Origin of the sequence: Priestia sp. YIM B13491 (assembly GCF_042787605.1) — a bacterium.
Taxonomy (GTDB): domain Bacteria; phylum Bacillota; class Bacilli; order Bacillales; family Bacillaceae_H; genus Priestia; species Priestia megaterium_E.
This window is the reverse complement of sequence record NZ_JBHZOR010000001.1, coordinates 114,169-135,899: the sequence shown is the minus strand read 5'-3', so window position 1 is coordinate 135,899 and position 21,731 is coordinate 114,169. Positions and strand designations below refer to the sequence as shown.

At 38.7% G+C, this 21,731-nt stretch carries 20 protein-coding genes; 4 read left to right on the top strand and 16 right to left on the bottom strand.

What is annotated here, in order from left to right:
• Nucleotides 1-10: 10 nt before the first annotated feature.
• The 3 genes from icd to ACFX4E_RS00650 form a co-directional block, all read right to left on the bottom strand.
• Nucleotides 11-1,303: an NADP-dependent isocitrate dehydrogenase gene (gene icd, locus ACFX4E_RS00660; RefSeq protein WP_255255780.1), complete on the bottom strand. Its 1,293-nt coding sequence runs from the start codon at nucleotides 1,301-1,303 to the stop codon at nucleotides 11-13.
• A gap of 75 nt (nucleotides 1,304-1,378) precedes the next feature.
• On the bottom strand, nucleotides 1,379-2,497 hold the full coding sequence (gene citZ, locus ACFX4E_RS00655) for a citrate synthase (RefSeq protein WP_016765709.1): 1,119 nt from the start codon (nucleotides 2,495-2,497) through the stop codon (nucleotides 1,379-1,381).
• 360 nt (nucleotides 2,498-2,857) lie between these two features.
• Nucleotides 2,858-3,319 carry a DUF441 domain-containing protein gene (locus ACFX4E_RS00650; RefSeq protein ID WP_013059446.1) on the bottom strand — a complete coding sequence of 154 codons (462 nt, stop codon included), beginning with the start codon at nucleotides 3,317-3,319 and terminating at the stop codon, nucleotides 2,858-2,860.
• 113 nt (nucleotides 3,320-3,432) lie between these two features.
• Between ACFX4E_RS00650 and ytvI the strand changes: the two genes are divergently transcribed.
• Complete coding sequence (gene ytvI / locus ACFX4E_RS00645) at nucleotides 3,433-4,542, top strand: sporulation integral membrane protein YtvI (protein WP_060745479.1); 1,110 nt, start codon at nucleotides 3,433-3,435, stop codon at nucleotides 4,540-4,542.
• 39 nt (nucleotides 4,543-4,581) lie between these two features.
• Here ytvI and ACFX4E_RS00640 read toward each other — a convergent pair whose 3' ends face one another.
• From ACFX4E_RS00640 to dnaE, 7 genes are all read right to left on the bottom strand, one after another.
• Entirely contained in the window at nucleotides 4,582-4,974 is a 393-nt protein-coding gene (locus ACFX4E_RS00640; protein ID WP_025750656.1) for an FxsA family protein, read from the bottom strand.
• Between the two features lie 79 nt (nucleotides 4,975-5,053).
• Complete coding sequence (gene pyk / locus ACFX4E_RS00635; RefSeq protein ID WP_028410522.1) at nucleotides 5,054-6,814, bottom strand: pyruvate kinase; 1,761 nt, start codon at nucleotides 6,812-6,814, stop codon at nucleotides 5,054-5,056.
• Nucleotides 6,815-7,293: 479 nt separating this feature from the next.
• Nucleotides 7,294-8,271 carry an acetyl-CoA carboxylase carboxyl transferase subunit alpha gene (accA, locus tag ACFX4E_RS00630; protein ID WP_013059450.1) on the bottom strand — a complete coding sequence of 326 codons (978 nt, stop codon included), beginning with the start codon at nucleotides 8,269-8,271 and terminating at the stop codon, nucleotides 7,294-7,296.
• Nucleotides 8,265-9,146, bottom strand: coding sequence for an acetyl-CoA carboxylase, carboxyltransferase subunit beta (gene accD, locus ACFX4E_RS00625; RefSeq protein WP_013059451.1), 882 nt, complete (start codon nucleotides 9,144-9,146; stop codon nucleotides 8,265-8,267). The genes accA and accD overlap by 7 nt, the downstream gene beginning before the upstream one ends.
• A gap of 227 nt (nucleotides 9,147-9,373) precedes the next feature.
• Complete coding sequence (locus ACFX4E_RS00620) at nucleotides 9,374-9,976, bottom strand: FadR/GntR family transcriptional regulator (protein WP_016765715.1); 603 nt, start codon at nucleotides 9,974-9,976, stop codon at nucleotides 9,374-9,376.
• Between the two features lie 79 nt (nucleotides 9,977-10,055).
• Nucleotides 10,056-11,285, bottom strand: coding sequence for an NADP-dependent malic enzyme (gene ystJ / locus ACFX4E_RS00615; RefSeq protein WP_013059453.1), 1,230 nt, complete (start codon nucleotides 11,283-11,285; stop codon nucleotides 10,056-10,058).
• 203 nt (nucleotides 11,286-11,488) lie between these two features.
• Entirely contained in the window at nucleotides 11,489-14,839 is a 3,351-nt protein-coding gene (gene dnaE / locus ACFX4E_RS00610) for a DNA polymerase III subunit alpha (protein ID WP_323600030.1), read from the bottom strand.
• Between the two features lie 141 nt (nucleotides 14,840-14,980).
• On the opposite strand from dnaE, the gene ytrH reads away from it, so the two are divergent.
• Nucleotides 14,981-15,316, top strand: coding sequence for a sporulation membrane protein YtrH (gene ytrH / locus ACFX4E_RS00605; protein ID WP_013059455.1), 336 nt, complete (start codon nucleotides 14,981-14,983; stop codon nucleotides 15,314-15,316).
• Nucleotides 15,313-15,831: a sporulation membrane protein YtrI gene (gene ytrI / locus ACFX4E_RS00600; RefSeq protein ID WP_028410519.1), complete on the top strand. Its 519-nt coding sequence runs from the start codon at nucleotides 15,313-15,315 to the stop codon at nucleotides 15,829-15,831. The genes ytrH and ytrI overlap by 4 nt, the downstream gene beginning before the upstream one ends.
• Before the next feature lie 38 nt (nucleotides 15,832-15,869).
• Here the strand turns inward: ytrI and ACFX4E_RS00595 are convergent, their stop codons facing one another.
• On the bottom strand, nucleotides 15,870-16,808 hold the full coding sequence (locus ACFX4E_RS00595) for a DHH family phosphoesterase (protein ID WP_098249338.1): 939 nt from the start codon (nucleotides 16,806-16,808) through the stop codon (nucleotides 15,870-15,872).
• A gap of 251 nt (nucleotides 16,809-17,059) precedes the next feature.
• Between ACFX4E_RS00595 and ACFX4E_RS00590 the strand changes: the two genes are divergently transcribed.
• Nucleotides 17,060-17,356, top strand: coding sequence for a YtpI family protein (locus tag ACFX4E_RS00590; RefSeq protein WP_060745481.1), 297 nt, complete (start codon nucleotides 17,060-17,062; stop codon nucleotides 17,354-17,356).
• A gap of 26 nt (nucleotides 17,357-17,382) precedes the next feature.
• Here ACFX4E_RS00590 and ACFX4E_RS00585 read toward each other — a convergent pair whose 3' ends face one another.
• The 5 genes from ACFX4E_RS00585 to ACFX4E_RS00565 form a co-directional block, all read right to left on the bottom strand.
• Nucleotides 17,383-18,699, bottom strand: a complete 1,317-nt coding sequence (locus ACFX4E_RS00585; RefSeq protein WP_013059459.1) for a CBS domain-containing protein — start codon at nucleotides 18,697-18,699, stop codon at nucleotides 17,383-17,385.
• A gap of 81 nt (nucleotides 18,700-18,780) precedes the next feature.
• Nucleotides 18,781-19,017: a hypothetical protein gene (locus tag ACFX4E_RS00580; RefSeq protein ID WP_050688614.1), complete on the bottom strand. Its 237-nt coding sequence runs from the start codon at nucleotides 19,015-19,017 to the stop codon at nucleotides 18,781-18,783.
• Nucleotides 19,018-19,363: 346 nt separating this feature from the next.
• Nucleotides 19,364-20,041, bottom strand: coding sequence for a metal-dependent hydrolase (locus tag ACFX4E_RS00575; RefSeq protein ID WP_028410515.1), 678 nt, complete (start codon nucleotides 20,039-20,041; stop codon nucleotides 19,364-19,366).
• A 113-nt stretch (nucleotides 20,042-20,154) separates the two neighbouring features.
• Nucleotides 20,155-21,276: an alanine dehydrogenase gene (ald, locus tag ACFX4E_RS00570; RefSeq protein ID WP_013059462.1), complete on the bottom strand. Its 1,122-nt coding sequence runs from the start codon at nucleotides 21,274-21,276 to the stop codon at nucleotides 20,155-20,157.
• Nucleotides 21,277-21,426: 150 nt separating this feature from the next.
• Nucleotides 21,427-21,594 (bottom strand): hypothetical protein, encoded by a 168-nt coding sequence (locus ACFX4E_RS00565; protein WP_013059463.1) that lies wholly within the window; start codon nucleotides 21,592-21,594, stop codon nucleotides 21,427-21,429.
• Nucleotides 21,595-21,731: the final 137 nt, after the last annotated feature.

Sequence of the window (21,731 nt, the reverse complement as noted above, 5' to 3'; positions counted from 1 at the left end):
TGAATAGCTATTAAACTGTTACTTGTTTTCCTAGATTGCTAATTAATTCATCAGCGAACTCTGAACACTTCACTTCTGTTGCGCCGTCCATTAAACGTGCGAAATCATATGTTACTACTTTTGAAGCAATTGTTTTTTCCATTGATTTCATGATTAAATCCGCTGCTTCGTTCCAGCCAAGGTGTTCAAGCATTAACACACCTGATAATAATACAGAAGATGGATTTACTTTATCTAAACCAGCATATTTAGGTGCTGTACCGTGAGTTGCTTCAAAGATAGCATGTCCAGTTTCATAGTTGATGTTTGCTCCTGGAGCAATTCCGATACCACCAACTTGCGCTGCTAATGCATCTGAAATGTAATCTCCATTTAAATTCATTGTTGCTACTACATCGAATTCACGTGGACGAGTTAAAATTTGTTGTAAGAAGATATCAGCAATTGAATCTTTTACAATAATTTTTCCTGCTGCTTCTGCTTCTGCTTGAGCTTTGTTTGCAGCCTGTGCACCTTCTTTTTCAACGATGCGGTCATATTGAGCCCAAGTAAATACTTTATCGCCGAATTCTTTTTCAGCTAGCTCATAGCCCCAATTTTTAAATGCGCCTTCTGTATATTTCATAATGTTACCTTTGTGTACAAGCGTAACAGACTTGCGTCCTTGTTCAATTGCATAGTTGATTGCTGCACGCACAAGACGCTCTGTTCCTTCAGAAGAAATAGGCTTAATACCTAATCCAGAAGTTTCAGGGAAACGAATTTTATTTACGCCTAATTCCGTTTGTAGGAATGAAACAAGCTTTTGTACTTCTTCAGAACCCTTCGCATATTCAATACCAGCATAAATATCTTCAGTATTTTCACGGAAGATAACCATATCTGTATCTTCAGGGCGCTTAATTGGAGAAGGTACGCCGTCAAAGTAGCGAACAGGACGTAAGCATGTGAATAAGTCTAATTCTTGACGCAATGCCACGTTTAGAGAACGAATTCCACCGCCTACTGGTGTTGTTAATGGTCCTTTGATTGCAATTATGTATTCGCGAATTGCATCTAACGTTTCTTCCGGTAACCATTCGCCAGTTTGATTAAATGCTTTTTCACCTGCTAATACTTCTTTCCAAACGATTTCTTTTTCACCATTGTATGCTTTTGCAACCGCTGCTTCTAATACGCGAGAAGCTGCTGCCCAGATATCCGGACCAATTCCGTCACCTTCGATAAATGGAATAATTGGGTTATTTGGTACGTTTAATACGCCGTTTGCTACAGAAATTTGTTCACCTTTTGTCATGAGAATGACCTCCTTAAAAAATTTGTCTACTTTCACTTATGGAAAAGTGCTCAACGAACGTGAGCACCTTCGTCACATTGTTTAGCTGCGCTCTTCAAGCGGAATGTACGTTTGTTTTCCAGGACCGATATAATCAGCTCTTGGACGAATCAAACGATTGTTTGAATACTGCTCTAAAATGTGAGCAATCCATCCTGATACGCGGCTTACGGCAAAGATCGGAGTAAATAGATCGTGATCAATCCCTAAGCTGTGGTATACAGAAGCTGAATAGAAGTCAACGTTTGGCGGAAGCTTTTTCTCGCCTGTTACGATCTCTTCAATTTTTACTGACATATCGTATAGCGTTGTATCTCCTGCTTGTTTGGTAAGTTTTTCAGACATTTCTTTCAAGTGCTTGGCACGAGGATCACCCTGTTGATACACACGATGTCCAAATCCCATAATCTTTTCTTTTTTCGCGAGCTTTTCGCGAATGTAAGGTTCTGCGTTTTCAACTGTTTGAATGTCAGACAACATTTTCATAACAGCTTCATTCGCTCCCCCGTGAAGAGGACCCTTTAACGCTCCAATAGCGGCTGTAATTCCTGAATAAATATCGGATAACGTTGCCACACAGACACGAGCTGTAAAAGTTGAAGCATTTAGCTCATGGTCAGCGTGTAAGACAAGTGCTTTATCAAATGCCTCTACTTGGATATCAGTTGGCTCTTCGCCGGTTAACATATATAAAAAGTTAGCGGCAATGCTATAGTTTTCGTTTGGTTCAATTGGCTCTAATCCGTTACGGACTCTTGAAAAAGCCGTTACCACCGTTGGTAATTGTGCTTGCAAACGAACAGCTTTGCGATAATTTGCTTCTTCATCCATTAAATCAGCTTCAGGATCGTACAACCCCAATAGTGATACGACTGTTCTTAAAGCTGCCATTGGATGAACATCTTTAATTGGATAAGTTTTGAAATGATCTAAGACTTCTTGGGGTAATTTAGCGTTTTCTGCTAGTAATCTAGAAAACACAGATAATTCTTCTTTGTTAGGTAATTTTCCGTGCCATAGTAAATACACCACTTCTTCAAATGTTGCATAATTCGCTAAATCATCAATATTGTAGCCTTGATATGTTAAAGTGTCATCAATAATTGAACTTACTGCTGACGTTGTAGCGACTACCCCTTCTAGACCTCGAGTTGCTGTCATAAATCTCCACTCCTTTACAGAAAAAATTCCCCATACCTTTCTGTGTAAAACGTGAAAAACAAAATTGAGCCTCTGCTCAACTAGACATTAAATGATATACGAAGCGCCTCTTTTGAATATATATCTTGGAAGAACATTCCTTTACCCCACGTAAAGAAAATGCTTACATTTCCATTTGTTTCAATAACACACAAAATCAAAACATCTGCATGTGTCATTGCTTTGTTACAGCCCTATAGGTAAAACATACAATTGTATGTAAAAAGATGCGGCCTCAAAATATATTATAAACAATTATCTGACTTTTGTGAATCAAAAGAGAGAAGAAATTTTAAAAAAATTATTATTATACAAAAATTTCTACGAAAAAAGTTCGGTTAATTTCATAAATAAATAAGCAATTCCAGCACCGATTAACGGACCTACTGCCACCCCTTGAAACAGCGCCACAGCAAGAATTGTGCCAAAAACTAAAGCGGTCGTAATATGCGGATCATCTTCCAAGAGTGTAAGTCCATATTTGGCAATAATTGCTACAGCAATTCCCGCTCCTAGAGCAATCCAGGCATAAGAAGATTTCACAGCCTCTCCTAATTGTTTGAATCCTATGTCTCCTGTTGCAATCGGCACAAGAACGGCAATTGTAATAACCGTTACTCCAATATTAATTCCTTTTGATTGTAGAAACGGAAAAACCTTACCGTCTAACCCGATTAATTTTAAAATAAGTAAAAATGCAACTGCAATGATTAATGATTGATTTTTAGCCACTAATCCAATTACGAGTAAAACAGCTAAAAAAAGCATGGGTTGTGAGAACATTTTACTCATCCTTTCTTTTTTTATTGTGATAAATCTAAAGCGTATTACGTAAATATTTTATGAGTAGCTTTTTCTTTTGTTAACTATCGTTTACAAGGAGGCCTCTATTTATTGTGTACAAGCTTCATTTACACCGACTATTTCGCTTAGCTTGTGTGTTGGCAATTATTGCAGCATCTATATTTCTTAGTTATTATGTCTCTTCTCTCATATATCCATTTATTATCGCCTGCTGCATCGCTTTTTTTATAAACCCTATGGTTAATCTATTTGAATTGAAGCTGCGCTTACCCCGCTACTTAGCTGTTTTACTGTCAATGGTTCTTATCTTCTCTCTTTTGGCCGGACTTATTACGTTACTTATCACAGAAATCATTGCAGGAAGTACGTATTTAGCGAAAGTTGTTCCCACAAATTTCAAAGAAGTGGTCATATTTATTGAAAATATTGCTACAGAACAAATACTTCCGTTTTATGAACGCATTACTTCTATGTTTAATAACTTAAATACCGGTCAGCAAGCAACTATTTTATCGAACATTAAAGGGGTAGGCAACCATATCGCTCAAACCGTGGGCGATTTTTTGCAAAATGTATTGCAAAGCATCCCAGTACTTTTATCCGTATTGCCTAATGCAGCGACTGTGATTATTTTTTCATTGCTGGCTACTTTTTTTATTAGTAAAGATTGGTACAAGCTGATGGCTAAAAGCAGCGTGTTTATTCCTAAAAAAGTAAGAGAAAATGGACAGACAGTTGTTGTGGAGCTTAAAAATGCACTGTTTGGTTTTATTAAAGCTCAGCTTACGCTTATTTCGATTACCACAATCATCGTTCTTTTTGGTTTACTTGTTCTTAGGGTTGATTATGCTATTACAGTCGCTTTATTAATTGGCTTAGTAGATATTCTTCCTTACCTCGGAACAGGACTGGTTTTTGTTCCTTGGATGATTTATGCCTTTGCAACAGATAACATGTCATTTGCTGTAGGGCTCTCGGTACTATATGCTGTAGTACTTGTGCAGCGACAAATTATGGAACCAAAAATTTTGTCATCAAGCATTGGTCTTGATCCTCTCGCTACATTAATTGCTTTATTTGTAGGATATCAACTGATTGGATTTTTCGGATTAATAGTTGGCCCTGTTATTCTTGTTATTCTAAAAACTCTTCATACAACGGGGGTTTTTAAAGAAACGTGGCAGTTTATTATAGGAAAATGAAAAAGTGTGTGAAAGAAGCTTCTTTCACACACTTTCTAGTTAACGAATAATCGTCATTCGATTACGTCCTTGAAAAAATCTTCTTAGCCACGTTAAAAGGAAAGGCTTAACGATTCTGCGTGTAAACGGCAGTAAAAAGATAAAGCCTACAACATCTGTCAAGAAGCCTGGAAACAGCAGAAACAGTCCGCCAAATAGTACACACATACCATCAAGGATTTCACCGCTCGGAACATGTCCCTGGCTCATCTGACGCTGTGCTTTTTGAAAAAGAGATGTTCCTTGTTTTTTCGCTAGAAACGCACCAATAAAACTGGTAGCAATAATCAGTAAAAATGTTGACATTACACCAATGAGATGACTTGAATAAATCAAAATCATTACCTCAACAGCAGGTACAATAAGAAGGAGCGGAAGGAGCTTCCTCACCATCATCACCTCTTCGCTTATTGAATTGCCTAAACAAAAAGAGAAGGATTCCCCTTCTCTTTTTTCTATCATCTACGTGTTCTTACAGTACGCTTGCGTGTCCGTTGTATACAACACCACGTGAAGCATCAACTGTAATATCTTGATCTTCTGAGAATACGCTTGTTGCGTTTTCTACGCCTACAATGACAGGAATGCTTAAGTTTAACCCTACTACAGCTGCATGGCTTGTTAGACCGCCTTCTTCTGTAATAAGAGCCCCTGCTTTTTCAATTGCACTGATCATATCGCGATCTGTGCTGTTTGTAACAAGGATAGCACCTTCAGTCATTTTTGCATTTGCTTCTTCAGCAGTTTTAGCAATAACTACTTTACCAACTGCTGCTTTACGACCAATTCCTTGTCCTTTAGCAAGAACGTCACCTACAACTTGAACTTTCATTAAGTTCGTTGCACCTGATTCTCCAACTGGAACACCAGCTGTAATAACCACTAAGTCGCCATGTGCTACAACGCCTGTTTTTACTGCGTCATTTACAGCGTGATCTAACATATCGTCAATTGTATTTACGCGCTCACCAACAACTGGTGTAACACCCCATACTAGAGACAGACGACGTGCAACAGAATCGTTTGCTGCAACAGCTACGATTGGAGATTGCGGACGATATTTAGAAACAATTTTCGCTGTATAACCACTTTCTGTTGGCGCTACGATTGCACTAGCGTTTAAGTTAAGCGCTGTGTGTACAACAGATTGTCCAATTGCATCTGTAATAGATGGGCCAACTTGCTTGCTGCGCTGTTGTAAAATCTCAGAGTAGTTTAGAGCTTGCTCAGCACGAGAAGCGATTGAATGCATTGTTTGTACAGCTTCAACTGGGTAAGAACCTGCAGCTGTTTCACCAGATAACATAATTGCATCTGTACCATCAAAGATAGCATTGGCAACGTCACTTGCTTCCGCACGAGTTGGACGCGGGTTGCGTTGCATTGAATCAAGCATTTGTGTAGCTGTAATAACTGGTTTGCCAAGCGCATTACATTGTTTGATTAAATCTTTTTGTACTAATGGTACTTCTTCAGCAGGAATTTCTACTCCTAAGTCACCACGAGCAACCATTAAACCGTCTGAAACTTCAAGAATTTCCTTGATGTTATCTACGCCTTCTTGGTTTTCAATTTTTGAGATGATTTGAATGTGAGCTGCATTGTGTTTTTCTAGTAGTTCACGAATTTCTAATACATCAGATGCGCGACGCACAAAAGAAGCAGCGATAAAATCAATGCCTTGTTCGATACCAAATACAATATCGTTAGCATCTTTTTCAGTGATACCAGGAAGGTTTACACTTACGTTTGGCACGTTTACACCTTTTTTATTTTTTAATGTACCTGGGTTAAGTACTTTTGTTTTGATTTCACCGTCAGTTTTATTGATTTCTAGTACTTCAAGACCGATTAAACCGTCATCTAAAAGGATTTTTGATCCTACGTGTACGTCTTCAATTAGACCTGGATATGTAATTGAGAATTTTTCAGTTGTTCCCACTACTTCTGTCATAGAAACAATGATTTCAGAGCCTTCTTGTAACTCAATTGCACCATTTTCCATTGTGTTTGTACGAATTTCAGGTCCTTTTGTATCAAGTAAGATACCTACTGTTTTACCTGTTTGTTTCGCAGCTTCACGAATGTTAACAATACGTGCACCGTGCTCTTCAAAGTCACCGTGAGAGAAGTTTAGACGACAAACGTTTAAGCCTGAGTTAATTAGTTCAACTAATTTTTCTACACTTTCACTCGCTGGTCCAATAGTACATACAATTTTAGTTTTACGCATTCAAATTTCCTCCTATATATTTACTATTTACTCTTTAGATAGGGCAAATAGCTATTTCTTTTACTAACCTTGTACTAGCAGGCTGTGAACAAATACTTTGTTGCCCTGACTTGTTCACCTTGCTTTACGTGTAACTTATGAAATACCTACGTAGCGCTGAATCAAATAGCAAACAAATACACAGCACTTTAACGATGAATTTCTTCATCGTTTGCTTCTTGTTTTACTATTCCCTGCAATTCATACAGCAATACTTGCTGCCTGATATGTCTTATATATCTCACGTTTTGGAGAAAAGACAAACGCTCGCACAGCTGCTAATAACCATAGGAAATTTTTTAAAAACACTCTTTTTCTACTTTTACTTAAAGGTTTTTGCTGTCTATAAAATACCACGAAGAACTTGTAAACACAATAGAGAAGGGCTATACAAACCGCACAAAAACGCGCACCCTTATTTTTCAAGAGTGCACGTTTCTTTATTTTATAGTAATGGCATCGTTTTCAGCTGCAAATTGTCCGATTTTTTTGTATTTTAAATAACGCTCTTCCACTAGCTCTTCTTTTGATAAATTCATCAGCTCTTTTAATGATTTCTTGATAATGCCCTCCATGTATCCAGCTTGTGCATCGATATCTCGGTGAGCTCCACCTTTTACCTCTGAAACCATTTCATCTACAATACCCAGTTCTTTCAAATCTGGTGCTGTAATCTTCATCGTTTCAGCAGCTTTTTTCGCAAGAGAAGAATCTTTCCAAAGAATGGCTGCCGCTCCTTCTGGAGAAATAACTGAATACGTGGAGTTCTCAAGCATATGAAGGTGATTTCCTAAACCTAATGCCAAGGCTCCCCCGCTTCCTCCTTCTCCAATTACAATGCAAATAACAGGTACAGTTAAGCCAGCCATTTCGAAAAGGTTTTTCGCAATAGCTTCGCTTTGTCCGCGCTCTTCTGCCGCTTTTCCTGGATAAGCTCCTTTTGTATCAATAAAGCAAATAATTGGGCGGTTAAATTTCTCCGCTTGCTTCATTAGACGCAGTGCTTTACGGTAGCCTTCAGGGTGAGGCATACCAAAATTACGGCGAATATTTTCTTTCGTATCTTTACCTCTCTGATGTCCAATCACGGTAACAGGCACGCCATTAAACTTGGCAATTCCTCCTACGATTGCTTCATCATCTCCATAAAAGCGATCTCCATGACACTCTAAAAAGTTTGTAAACAAGCGCGAAATATAATCGAGTGTTGTAGGACGCTCAGGATGACGAGCAATTTGAACACGGTTCCATGGGCTTAGATGATTGTAAATATCGTTTTCTACTTTTTCTAAGCGATTTTCTAACTTATCAATTTCGCTAGATAAATCCACTTCTGTGTTTTTAGCAAACTCTTTAAGCTCTGCAATCTTGTTTCGCAACTCGACAATTGGGCGTTCAAATTCTAATTCGCTTACCACTCGATGTCACCTCCTGCTACGTGTATATCTAAAATAGTTGTTAACGTTTCTTTTAAATCATGACGGTCAATAACTCCGTCTAGCTGACCATGCTTCAACAGAAATTCCGACGTCTGAAAATCTTCTGGAAGCTCTTCTCTAATTGTTTGTTCAATAATACGTCTTCCAGCAAAGCCAATTAACGCGCCCGGCTCGGCTAAATTATAATCACCTAACGAAGCAAAGCTTGCTGACACGCCCCCTGTAGTAGGATGTGTCATAATCGAAATGATTAAGCCGCCTTCATCACTGAACATTTTAAGAGCTGCGCTAGTTTTAGCCATTTGCATCAAGCTCAGAACACCTTCTTGCATACGTGCACCGCCTGAAGCTGTAAAAATAAGGAATGGAACATGCATTTCCTTCGCTTTTTCAATGGCGCGAGTAATTTTCTCGCCGACTACAGAACCCATGCTTCCCATACGGAAGTGTGAATCCATAACAGCAACTACTACTTTAATGCCTTCAATATCTCCTTCACCCGTAACAATCGCTTCACTTAAATTAGTTTTCTCACGATCTTTTTCGAGCTTTTCAAGATAATCAGGGAACCCAAGAGGATTTTCTGACGTCATATCTTTGTCGTATTCAACAAACGTTCCGCTGTCGATTAAGCTTTCGATACGCTCTGGTGCTGTCATTTGATGATGATATCCACAGTTTAAGCATACTTTTAAGTTTTTATTTAACTCTTTCGTATACATTATTTTTTTACACTTTTTACACTTGGTCATAATTCCTTCAGGTACATCTTGTCTCATATGCTCAGAAGGAATCGTAGCATATTTTCGTTTTTTTGGAGTTTTTGTGTTTTTTGTAAATAAATCTCGTAACAAGGTGTAACCTCCTTTTGGTTCTTTTCTTTATCATAAGAACCTTTATTCTTCCTCTTCTTCTACTATTTACAAGTTGTGAAAATCCGCCTCAAATACAAATCAAATGACGGATAGACAAAAATTGGACGAATTGTTCGCTTCACTTTATTAGTTGCTATTTACTTTACTAGATGACTATTTGATTTTGTGTAGAAAGATGGCATGTCTCTTTCGACAAATTCCTTCTTTCACACTTGTTTGTAGCACTGATGGTGAAGATTTAATACAGCTGCTTCATCTTTTTTAGCTAACGCCTCTACTAATTCACTTATCAGAATGTCGCTTGGCGCTGAGTTTTGTTGAAAAGTTTGAGAAAAACGGCAAATAATCAGCCAGATTCGGTGTAGTAGCCGATTAGGCTGCAAAGAAAACAAATAGTCAAACAAGTTCTTCAAACAATCGTCATTCTGCTTTTGAATTGCTTTCGAAACATTGATTTCGTCCTGTTCCGCTAAAACAAAATACAAACAGCTCTTTTCAAGAATATATCTCGTTTGAATTAAATCTGATTTTGTTTTACCGTCTTGTACTAAAAAAGTAGCTAATAAATCAATAAATTGATGATCCCCTACTTCTTTAATAAACGTACCTTCACCTCTTCTAGTTTCAATCAACCCAATTAGCTCTAACGCTCTGAGCGCTTCTCGAACGGAAGAACGTCCTGCGCCTAACCGTTCAGAAAGCTCTCGTTCTGACGGGATTTTATCCCCCGTAGTTAAACGATCGTCTTCCATTAGCTGGCGAATTTGTTTTAGAATTTCTACATATACTTTTGAACGTTCATTCTTCAAGTTTACTACCACTCACTTTACATTACTTTAACAGGCATGCTTGAAGCATCATGCCTGTCAAAGAACAGTTGATGTAACCTTATTCAATAATCGCTAAGCGACGTGTGTTTTCAGCTACGGCTTCTGGCTTTACCTTTATTCGGGCAACGCCTGTTTCCATAGCTGCTTTTGCAACAGCGGCGGCTACTGCCGGAGCCACTCGTGCATCAAATGGACCTGGAATCACATAGTCTGTATTCAAGTCCTCTTCCGTAATTAAATTAGCAATAGCCTCAACTGCAGCCATTTTCATTTTTTCATTAATATGAGTAGCACGTACATCTAGTGCACCTCGGAATATCCCCGGAAACGCTAAGACATTGTTCACTTGATTAGGAAAATCAGAACGTCCGGTGCCGATTACTTTCGCGCCAGCTTTTTTAGCTTCTTCTGGCATAATTTCAGGCACCGGATTTGCCATTGCAAAAATGATTGGGTCTGGATTCATCTTTCCAATCATCTCCGGTGTGAGTGCTCCTTCAACCGAAACTCCAATAAATACGTCAGCTTCTTCTAAGGCATCAGCTAACGTACCTTCTACTTTGCTTCGATTTGTATAGGCTGCAACTTCATCTTTTATACGGTTCATGCCGTGAGGACGCTTGTCATAAATCGTTCCTTTGGAATCACACATAATGATATCGCGCACTCCATAGCTGTATAATAATTTAATAATAGCAATGCCAGCAGCTCCTGCTCCATTTGCTACCACTTTGATTTGTGACATTTTTCTTCCTGTCAGCTTCAGGGCATTAAGAAGGCCCGCTACCGTAACAATAGCCGTCCCATGCTGATCATCATGAAAAACCGGGATATTTGTTTCCTTTTTCAACCGCTCTTCAATTTCAAAACAGTTAGGAGCCGCAATATCTTCTAAATTAACGCCTCCAAAAGTAGGTTCTAGCAATTTAACAGTTTCTATAATTTTGTCCACATCTGTCGTGTTTAAACAAATTGGGAATGCATCTACGCCGGCAAAACTTTTAAAAAGGACAGCTTTCCCTTCCATTACTGGCAGAGCAGCTTCAGGACCTATATTGCCCAAGCCCAATACGGCAGTGCCATCAGATACAACAGCTACCATATTTCCTTTCATCGTATATTCATATACATTGTTTACATCATCATATATTTCTTTGCAAGGTTCTGCTACACCAGGGGAATAAGCAAGGCTTAAATCCTCTGCGTTTCGAACAGGAATTTTGGACTTTGATTCTAGTTTACCTTTGTTAATGCGGTGCATATGCAATGCTTCTTCACGTAAAGACAATGAATTTCACTCCCAATAAACAAAATGATAACAAATACTGCGCCTGAACCATGTTCTTTCCCACACTACTCATATGATGTTATAAATCCAATTACATTTCATTTCAAGAAAAACGCATCTAATTCTTATATTTCATAAAAAACGGTGGTCAGACCACTTTTTTAACTATTTTACCATATAACATCACATGAAATCTGTAAAGACTATATCTTCTTGAACACAACGTGCTTCTCTCCTAGCATTGCTTTTAAAGTTTTTATTAACTCATCGCTTCGTTCAATAGAATAGTGAACGGGAAGCTTGACCAATTGACGTTCTGCCTCATAATAAATTTTCACGGGGATTTCCCCTCTATGAGACTGAAAATGCTGGTAAATAGTATGAAGCAGCTTTTCTGTACCTTGCTTTGTTTCTATACGTAAGTATAATTCTTCTGAAGGTAGTTTTTGAACCGCCTCACTAGCAGCTTCAGCACGTTGACAAACAATTTGCTGCTGCCCATTTCTTTCATCTATCTTTCCTTGTATCAGTAAAACCTTACCTTGTTCAAACAGCAAACGATTCTGCTCGAATACGCGGGGAAACGCGACAACTTCTCCTTCTCCACTTTCATCCGTGATGCGTAAAAAGGCCATTTGCTCTCCTTTTTTCGTTCGAATGACGCGAATTTCCAACACAAATACTAAAAGAGAGACCGCTTTTCCTGAAGCGTATTCTTTCATATCGTGAAGAGAAACAACAGAATAAAAGGAATTTAGTGCTTCATACTGAGAAGCAGGGTGGCTTGATAAATAAAAACCTAGCATATCTTTTTCACACTGAAGCCGATCTTCTATTTTCAGTTCCTCTTTCTCCATATATTTAGGCTTTAACGAAAATTCAGCTCCAAATCCAAAGTCATCATCTGGGAGTACCAAGCTTGCATGTTCAAATGCTACATCAATCGTTGCTAATAAAGTAGCTCGATTTTCTCCGAACTCATCAAAGCCTCCAGACAGAATCAAAGCTTCAAGCGCCTTTTTATTCACGGCTTTTTGTGAAACACGGGCACAAAAATCAAATAAGTCTTCAAATCTTTTTTTCTTTCGCTCTTCTGTTATCTCCTGCATAGCCGATGCACCAATATGTTTAATCGCTGCAAGGCTATACCTTATACTTTCACCTTCTACGTTAAACGAATACATGCTCTTGTTAATAGAGGGCGGGAGAACTTGTATTTTTTTTCTTTTTAGTTCATTAATATATTGAGCAATTTTCCCTTCGTTTCCAATAACGCTCGTTAGTAAAGCTGAAAAGAACTGCAGCGGGTAATGTGCTTTCAAATAAGCTAACTGATAGGCTACCATACTGTAAGCAACGGCATGACTTCGGTTGAAGCCATAATCAGCAAAACGCACAATAAGGTCATACACTCGATTAGCAACGGATAGGTCATATCCTTTCTTCTTGCTTCCTTGGATAAAATGAGCTCGTTCACGATCCAGCACTGCCCGTTCTTTTTTACTAACTGCTCTTCTCAACAAATCTGCTTCTCCAAGAGAAAAACCGGCCATTTTTGAAGCAATCTGCATAATTTGCTCTTGATACACGATAACGCCGTGCGTGGATTGTAAAATGTCTTTAAGCGTAGGATGATCATATATTACCTTTTCCACTCCATGCTTGCGCTTAATATAGGTTGGAATATTTTCCATCGGACCAGGTCTATACAGCGCGTTAACTGCCACAATATCTTCTAGCTCTGTAGGTTTTAATTGCTGAAGCACTCTTCTCATTCCATCTGACTCTAACTGAAAAATACCGGTCGTATCCCCTTTACTCAGCAGTTCAAAAGTTTTCTGGTCGTTAAACGGTATATGAGACAGTGCCAGCTTTCGATTCATGTCCCGCTCAATTTTCTTTAAAATATGATCTAAAATGGTTAAGTTGCGCAAACCTAAAAAGTCCATTTTCAAAAGCCCAACGTCTTGCAGAGCTTCCATTGGATATTGCGTCAGATATACATCATCATGTCCTTCTTGTACAGCTACAGATTGCGTCAGCGGCTTCTCACTAATCACAACGCCTGCTGCATGCGTAGAAGTATGCCTTGGCAGTCCTTCTATCTTCATGGCAATGTTGTACCATTGTTTTCTGGCTTCATTTTCAGATAAATAGTCTTGAAGAACTCTTGAATCACGAAGAGCGCTTTTCAACGTTGTACCTGGTTTGGTTGGAATCGCTTTGGACATTTTGTTTAGCGCTTCTTGATCAAATCCCATCACTCTCCCTACATCACGTACGGCTGCTTTAGCTGCTAATGTTCCAAATGTAATGATTTGAGCTACATGCAGCGCTCCATATTTTTGAGCCACATACTGAATGACTTGATCTCGTTTGTTATCAGGAAAATCAATATCAATATCAGGCATCGAAATACGTTCAGGGTTTAAAAAGCGCTCAAATAAAAGCTGATGCTGAATTGGATCAACATTTGTAATTCGCAAGGCGTATGAGACCAGTGAGCCTGCCGCTGAACCACGGCCTGGGCCCGTTAAAATACCGTGTTCATGAGCATAATTCATAAAATCCCATACGATAAGAAAGTAATCACTAAAGCGCATATTTTCAATAATGTTCAGCTCATAATCCAAGCGTTCCTCATATTGTTCCGTGATCACTTGAACTCTTTCTTGCAATCCTTTTTCGCAGAGAGTGCGCAAGTAGGCTGATGATGTAACAGACGGGGGAACAGGATATTTTGGAATGGACATTACGCCTAGAGAAATTTCGAGCTCGCATCGTCTTGCGATTTTTATACTTTCTTCTATTAAAAAATGCTGGTCATGAAAGAGATCTTCCATTTCATCAGGTGATTTGAAATAGTACTCGCTGCTCTTACTTTTTACCTCTTCATCGCTATGTAATTTCTCTCCGTCTCGAATAGCTGCTAAACACTCATACGCATCCCGATCTTCTTTTTTTAAATATTTCACTTGATTCGTCGCAACAAGCGGGATATTTTCTTCAGCAGCAAGTTCCGTTAACTGCTGATTTATAAAAGCTTCATCCTGTCCGTGGCGCTGTATCGATATATACAAAGACTGCGAATATACTTTTTTAAAGAATTGAAGCACTCGCTTAGCATCTTGAAGTTTGTTTTCTGCTAGCAGAGTTTCAACTTCTCCAGTTACACCGGGTGTAATAGCAATCAACCCGCCGCTGTAATGATGGAGCCATTTTTTATTTACACCGTGTTTTTCCTTGGTTTGAACTAAACTGCTTAGTTTTAATAGATTTTCATATCCCTTATCATTTTCCGCTAACAAAACTAAAGGGTACGCTCGCTCGCTTTCTTCATGTTCTAGGATTGATAATGTGAGCCCAATAATTGGCTTGATCCCCGCTTTCATGCAGGCTTTATAAAAAGGAATGACTCCGTACATCACGTTTTCATCAGTCAAAGCAATCGCTTCATAGTTCATTTTCTTAGCTGTTTCTACAAGCTCATGAATACGAACGGAACTGCTTAATAAGCTATAAGAACTTTGAAGCTGCAAGTGAACAAAAGGCACAGGACTTCCCACCTTTCTTTAATTCTTTATTCTTATTATAAATTTTGTTGCCGGCGTAGACAAATTACATAACTCTGAGCGTTTGTCCATATATATGTAGGAAGCGTGATTCATTGATAAACTAGTAAAGGAGGACACGTCATGACAAAAGAGCCTTTTATGTCTCTTTTCATTTGGAGTTACTTCACTTCATTAGGTATTATTTTAGGCGGTTCATTAATTGGAGCATTTGCGGGGTTTTTAATTGGAAAATCTCCTTTATACGTCATGCATACCCTCAGCAATAGTTTGAAAATCTGGGCAATTGTCGGAGCAATTGGAGGAACATTTGATACGTTTTACAGCTTTGAGCGAGGACTCTTTGAAGGAGCCACAAAAGATGTATTCAAACAAATCCTTTTAATTCTATCCGCTATGGGAGGAGCTCAGACCGGGGCTCTTATCATCAAGTGGTTAACTCAGGAGCATTTTGTATGAGGGTACCCAGCGAGCGAATGTTCAAGCGCTCCGACTGGCAGCGTTTTTTTGCCGGTATAGTCATTGGAGCAATTGTTAGCTGGGGTGTGTTTTTAACGATTTATGGCGTTTCAAGAGATAGAGAGCTAGAAGAAGTTCGAATTGCTAATGATAAGCTAGAAAAAGCAAATTTGCAAATTAGCGCATGGCAAGAAGATGTAAAAGCATTAAACAAGGAAATGAAGCAGCATTTAATTATTCAGAATGTGAAAGTAAAATTAGTAAACGGCAATCGTTATAAAGTAAACTCTGTGGTTGAATACAATATTCAAAAAAGTGTGGACAAAGAAGCACAGCACTTAATTGCCCAAGATATTGAAAGTGCGTATCGAAGCAGGGATATCTTAAAAAAAGCAATTGAAAATAAAAAATACGAATTCGATAAAACGATTTATGAAGTTGAAGTTCATCAAATTTATTTTTATACAACGCTTTCGATTGAAGTTCGAATTAAAAAGATGGAAAAAGTACTATAAAAAGCCGCTGATTTAAAATCAACGGCTTATTTTACAGATTACTGCTGACTGCAGAGCTCTTCTAAATCAAGTAGTAAAGGCTCTACTTCTTCCCATGAATAAATGGAAGCGCCGGACGCAAGAGGATGGCCTCCTCCGTTGTATTTTCTAGCAATTGTATTAATGACAAGCTCTTTTGAACGAAGGCGAACACGAATTTGATTTTCTTCCTCCACAAAAAACACCCACGTTTTTACTCCATCAATTTGCCCTAACGAACCGACTAGCTGAGAAGCATCAGCTGGTGTCACATCATATTTTCGAAGAATTTCATTTGGAATTTTCATATGAGCAACTCCTGCTGGAGACATCGTAAAGTTTTGCAGCACATATCCGTGTAAGTGAGCGACGTTTTCTTTTGTTTTGTATAACTGATCATATACATCTTTAAAATTGAAACCATATTGAATCAATTCACTTGCATAGCAAAACGTTTTCGGCTTTGTATTTGGAAATAAAAATCGACCCGTATCTCCGACGATACCGCTGAAGATCAGCTTTGCTCCTTCATCATTCAGAGATAAACCCTTTTCTTTTCCTTCTAAGTAAAATTCATAAATCATTTCGCTTGTTGAAGAAGCAGACGTCTCAACCCAAAGCAAATCACCGTAAGGAGTTTGGTTTGGATGGTGATCAATTTTAATGACCATTTTTCCATTTACGTAGCGCTGATCTGATACTCGTGCTTCATTAGCCGTATCACAAACAATGACAAGCGCACCCTCATAGGTCTCATCAGTGATATCATCCATCCGGTATAAAAATTTTAATGACTCCGCTTCTTCTCCCGTTACGTATACCTTCTTCTCCGGAAAAGATGTTTTTAACAATTCCGCTAATCCGCACTGAGATCCGTATGCATCTGGATCTGGACGAATATGCCGGTGAATAATGATGGTGTCAAACTGCTTAATAGCTTCTAATATTTGTGCTTTCATTTTCTCTCTCCTGTCAATACTGTTCTTGTTTTATGTACGCACCACGTGCACTTACATTTCCACAGCGCTGTATCCATATTATTTATTAAATCATATCTCTTCTCTTTTTTAAAAGAAGAATCAATCAATAGTAGAATTTTCTGTCATCGGCCTGTAAAATAATAGATACTACTGTAAACACTTTCAACACTACTGATTACTAGCATCTAGAAACATTACGGATAGAAATACACCGGACTGGAGGGGCGTCTGTGCCATTTTTTATGATTTTAATCGTTGTGTCCTTTGTTTTCTACATGTATTTAAAAGTAAAATACGTACGTTCGAAACGCCCAATGGAACGAAAGTGGATTTCCGCTAAGTCGAGTATTTGTCTTGGCTCTTTTGTATTATTTTTTGGAATCAATCAATGGTTTATTTACGAAACAAGCCTTTCGCTTATCATCGGCATACTATTTGTATTATTCGGTTCAGGCAGCATATTAGCAGGTATCAAAGCTTACAAGTACTATCAGCCTTATGTAATAAAAGAAGCTGATCAAATGTAAAAGAAGCTGCAGAGCAGCTTCTTTTTTTATACTCTTTCCAATAACTGAGCCATCATCATCGCTTTCCCTACTACAACCCCGGCATTGTAGACTTCTACATCTAATTTAGCAAACTTCCGACCAAGTTCTAATAGCTTAGGACGAATTTCAATTACGCTTTCAATTTGAACTGGCTTAATAAAATAAACGGTGATGTTTTCAATAACCAAATCACCTTTTTTATATAAGCGAAGAACACGATTGGCGGCTTCCGTTACAATAGTAGTGAAAACTCCGTATGAAATAGTCCCCATATAATTCGTCATTTGCGGCGTTACTTCACAGCGATACACAGGTGCTTCTTTTGTCTCTTGTACATCCATAAATTGATTGGTTACAATGTCGTCAATGGTTTCTCCTACCTGCGGTTGACGCTGAATCATTTGCAGCGCCTTTAAAACATCTTGACGACTGATAATGCCCTCTAGCCGGTGGTAATCATCCACTACAGGCAGCACTTCAATCCCTTCCCATACCATCATATGCGCAGAAGAAGCGACCGATGTTTTCCCGTGAACCGTCATCGGATTTTTCGTCATTACTTTTTCAATTGAAGTAGAAAGGTCATATCCAATAACATCTTTTGAGGTGACCATACCGTGAACTTTCATATGCTGATCCACTACAGGAAAACGACTGTGGTGAGTCTTATCGTTACATTCATGCCATTTTTCAATCGTATCGGTTAACTGCAAGCTAACCGCTTCAGAGATAGGTGTTAAAATATCCTCTACAAGCACAATTTCTTTTTTTATCAGCTGATCATAAATAGCACGGTTAATCATCGTTGCAACTGTAAACGTGTCATAGCTCGTTGAAATAATAGGAAGCTTAAGATCATCCGCAAGCTTCTTAACCCATTCTTCCGTATCAAAGCCGCCCGTAATTAACACGGCTGCTCCTGCTTCAAGAGCTAATTCATGAGCGTTTACTCGATTCCCTACGATAAGAAGGTTTCCGGCCTCGGTATATCTCATCATAGCATCAAGCTTCATCGCTCCAATAACAAACTTGTTTAACGTTTTATGCAAGCCTTCACGTCCGCCCAGCACTTGTCCATCCACGATGTTTACTACTTCAGCAAACGTGAGCTTTTCAATGTTTTCTTTTTTCTTTCGTTCAATTCGAATGGTCCCAACTCGTTCAATCGTTGAAACATATCCTTTATTTTCCGCGTCTTTTATTGCTCGGTACGCCGTGCCTTCACTGACATTCAGTTCTTTGGCAATTTGGCGCACTGAAATTTTTTCACCAATTGGAAGCGAATCGATATACTGTAAAATTTGCTCATGTTTTGTCGCCACGTGTACTTCACCCTTCTAAAACGTTTTTACGTTTCATATGTCTTTTCTTTTATTATACGGGGGAAGTGAAATGGATTCAATCTAACCTCTTTGACGCAAAGGCTTTCTCGCACTATTTTTTTGAATACTTGCCTTCTTGCGGCGCGGTGCATAAAGCAGTGATGACAAATTGCCTCCGGCTACAAAAAGAGCAAAGGTAAGCCAGCTTATACTAAAAATCCCTTGCAAACTCGAAGTTGTTAACACTAAGTGCGGCATTGCATAGTAAAGCATCACTCCGCATAGTAAAAGCGATAAAATAACTCGATTTTTTTCCATAGCTCTCCCTCCTTATTATTACTATCGTATGCAGGGAAGTAAAAAAAGCAGAACGTTTCTTTGCAAATAAAAAGAGATTAAGACATAACTGCATCGATTCAATCTAAAGACGAACAAATGTGAGACATGAGCTGAACCGCTTGTGACACCGCAGTTGATTTGCGTGCAAGACTTCGCTTTCCGCGGGAGTCTTCGTCTTGCCCTCCAATCAACAGCTAGAAGCCGCTACATATATGAAACCTACGTTCACCTTAACAATAAAAAAAGAACGAGTGATCGATAATATCGATTACTCGTTCTTTTTTAACTTTAACTGAAATCGTTTTGTCTCAGCCTCTATTTATGATTAAAGATCCAATCCTTCTCCAACTTTTAATACTTTTCCTTCAATATCAGATAAAGACTCAACAAATTGATGAGGATCTTGCTTGATTACAGGAAATGTATTGTAGTGAATTGGCACAACAAGTTTTGCCTGCACCCATTCCGCTGCGATAGCTGCATCTTCAGGTCCCATTGTAAAGTTATCTCCAATTGGAAGAAATGCTACGTCAGGCTCATGGCGACCAATTAACTTCAAATCAGAAAATAAAGCCGTATCTCCAGCATGATAAATTGTCTTTCCTTCAATCGTTAAAAGCAAACCAGCCGGCATTCCTGTGTAAATAATTTTCTCATTATTTTCTGTATAACTTGAACCGTGGAAAGCTTGGGTCAATTTCACCGTGCCAAAATCAAATGTATAGGCTCCGCCTATGCTCATTGGATGTACGTTTAAGCCTTGCCAGCTAAGATATGTAGCTAATTCTGCTACTGCCACAACAAGTGCACCGCTGCGCTTAGCAATTTCCACCGTGTCGCCTACATGATCATTATGGCCATGAGTCAGTAAAATCACATCTGCTTTTACATCTTCAGCATTTAAATCTGTTAATTCATTTCCAGTGATAAACGGGTCAATTAAAATTGTTTTTCCTTTTGTTTCAATTTTAACAACAGAATGTCCATGATAAGAAACGTGCATCAGTTATTCTCTCCTTTTACACTAACCTTTTCTATATTCTACCCGTCCGTTTTAGTTACAAAACAAGTGAATACGCGGCTATCATATCACAAACTGCGCAAAAACATGCCTTATTATGCTTGCTCTAATAAAGTTGTTGCATCAGCGTAAGTGAGACCGTGTGCATCTGCTACAGCCGCGTAAGTGACAAACCCATTTAGGGTGTTGATGCCTTGAAGAAGGGAAGGGTTTTTTAAGCACGCTTTTTTATATCCCTGACTTGCTATTTGCAGAGCATAAGGCACCGTTACGTTGGTCAGTGCCAAGGTCGACGTGCGTGGAACAGCTCCTGGCATATTAGCAACAGCATAATGCAAGACCTCATGCTTCGAATAAGTCGGGTTATCGTGAGTGGTAATGCGATCAGTTGTTTCAAAAATCCCCCCTTGATCAATAGCAATATCAACTACAACGGACCCTTTTGACATCGTTTGAACCATTTCCTCTGTGACAAGCTTTGGCGCTTTAGCTCCCGGTATGAGAACCGCTCCTATCACTAAATCTGACTCTTTTACAGATTGTGCGATATTGTAGTGATTTGACATTAATGTCGTCACTTCTTTACCAAATAAATCATCAAGCTGGCGAAGGCGATCAGCGTTTAAATCAATTATTGTAACATCAGCCCCTAATCCGACCGCAATTTTAGCAGCATTAGTTCCTGCTACTCCTCCTCCAATAATTGTTACTTTTCCTCTTTGCACGCCTGGAACTCCACTTAATAAAATCCCTTTGCCACCTTTGGTTTTCTCCAAAAATTGAGCTCCAATCTGAGAAGACATTCTTCCTGCAACTTCACTCATCGGAGTTAACAGAGGTAAGCTTTTGTTTGGAAGCTGTACAGTTTCATAAGCGATGCCTACCACCTTTTTATCAATCAATGCTTTCGTTAATGCTTCTTCAGCTGCCAAATGTAAATAGGTAAACAAAATAAGTCCTTCACGAAAATATCCGTATTCTTCTGAAATCGGTTCTTTTACTTTCATAACCATTTCAGCATCCCACGCTTCTTTTGCAGTATTTACAATAGAAGCTCCTGCATTTGTGTAATCTTCATCATGGAATCCAGAGCCTTCTCCTGCCTGTGTTTCAATATATACATCATGCCCACCGTTAACTAAAGCTGTAACACCAGCTGGAGTAATAGCCACGCGATTTTCATTGTTTTTTACTTCTTTCGGCACTCCAATTTTCACCTTTATCCCTCTTTTCTTATATCAGTGATTAACTGAAAAAAGAACGCCACACCAAATCCTTTAGAAAACCGGATTTACTATGACGTTACCTTTCGATAGAGCTCAGCATAATCCTGCTTTTCTTAGTCTATATACAGTATATGCATCTAGTTATTCATATAGTTCGTTATCACTCTGTGCTTCTGGATTTTCGACTACAGAAGCCATAGCATCGCCAATGACGCCGCTTGAATAAGAATCCATTAGCTGTCTTGATGTCTCTTTTTCTCCTTCGAAATCATATTCATATACATGCTGCGGATGTTTTTTGTCTTTCATATGTCACTTCTCCTTTTTCACTTTATTTTCTTTACGAGTGTGAACTTTACTTCATAATCCCTTACATGATCTTTTCTATTTTCTTCTTAAATGCTCTAGTTATACCATTTATCTCACATCAAAAAACGCCCGCAGAT

Bases quoted from the DNA above. Each gene is read 5' to 3' on its own strand.
- ACFX4E_RS00580 (WP_050688614.1), bottom strand. From the start codon at position 19,017: ATGGAAAAAAATCGAGTTATTTTATCGCTTTTACTATGCGGAGTGATG.
- citZ (WP_016765709.1), bottom strand. From the start codon at position 2,497: ATGACAGCAACTCGAGGTCTAGAAGGGGTAGTCGCTACAACGTCAGCA.
- ACFX4E_RS00640 (WP_025750656.1), bottom strand. From the start codon at position 4,974: ATGGTGAGGAAGCTCCTTCCGCTCCTTCTTATTGTACCTGCTGTTGAG.
- ACFX4E_RS00575 (WP_028410515.1), bottom strand. From the start codon at position 20,041: ATGCACGTTTCTTATCATGGACATTCTGTTGTTAAAATTGAAACAAAA.
- ACFX4E_RS00595 (WP_098249338.1), bottom strand. From the start codon at position 16,808: ATGAAAGCACAAATATTAGAAGCTATTAAGCAGTTTGACACCATCATT.
- ytrI (WP_028410519.1), top strand. From the start codon at position 15,313: ATGAGGGTACCCAGCGAGCGAATGTTCAAGCGCTCCGACTGGCAGCGT.
- ACFX4E_RS00650 (WP_013059446.1), bottom strand. From the start codon at position 3,319: ATGTTCTCACAACCCATGCTTTTTTTAGCTGTTTTACTCGTAATTGGA.
- ytrH (WP_013059455.1), top strand. From the start codon at position 14,981: ATGACAAAAGAGCCTTTTATGTCTCTTTTCATTTGGAGTTACTTCACT.
- ACFX4E_RS00565 (WP_013059463.1), bottom strand. From the start codon at position 21,594: ATGAAAGACAAAAAACATCCGCAGCATGTATATGAATATGATTTCGAA.
- pyk (WP_028410522.1), bottom strand. From the start codon at position 6,814: ATGCGTAAAACTAAAATTGTATGTACTATTGGACCAGCGAGTGAAAGT.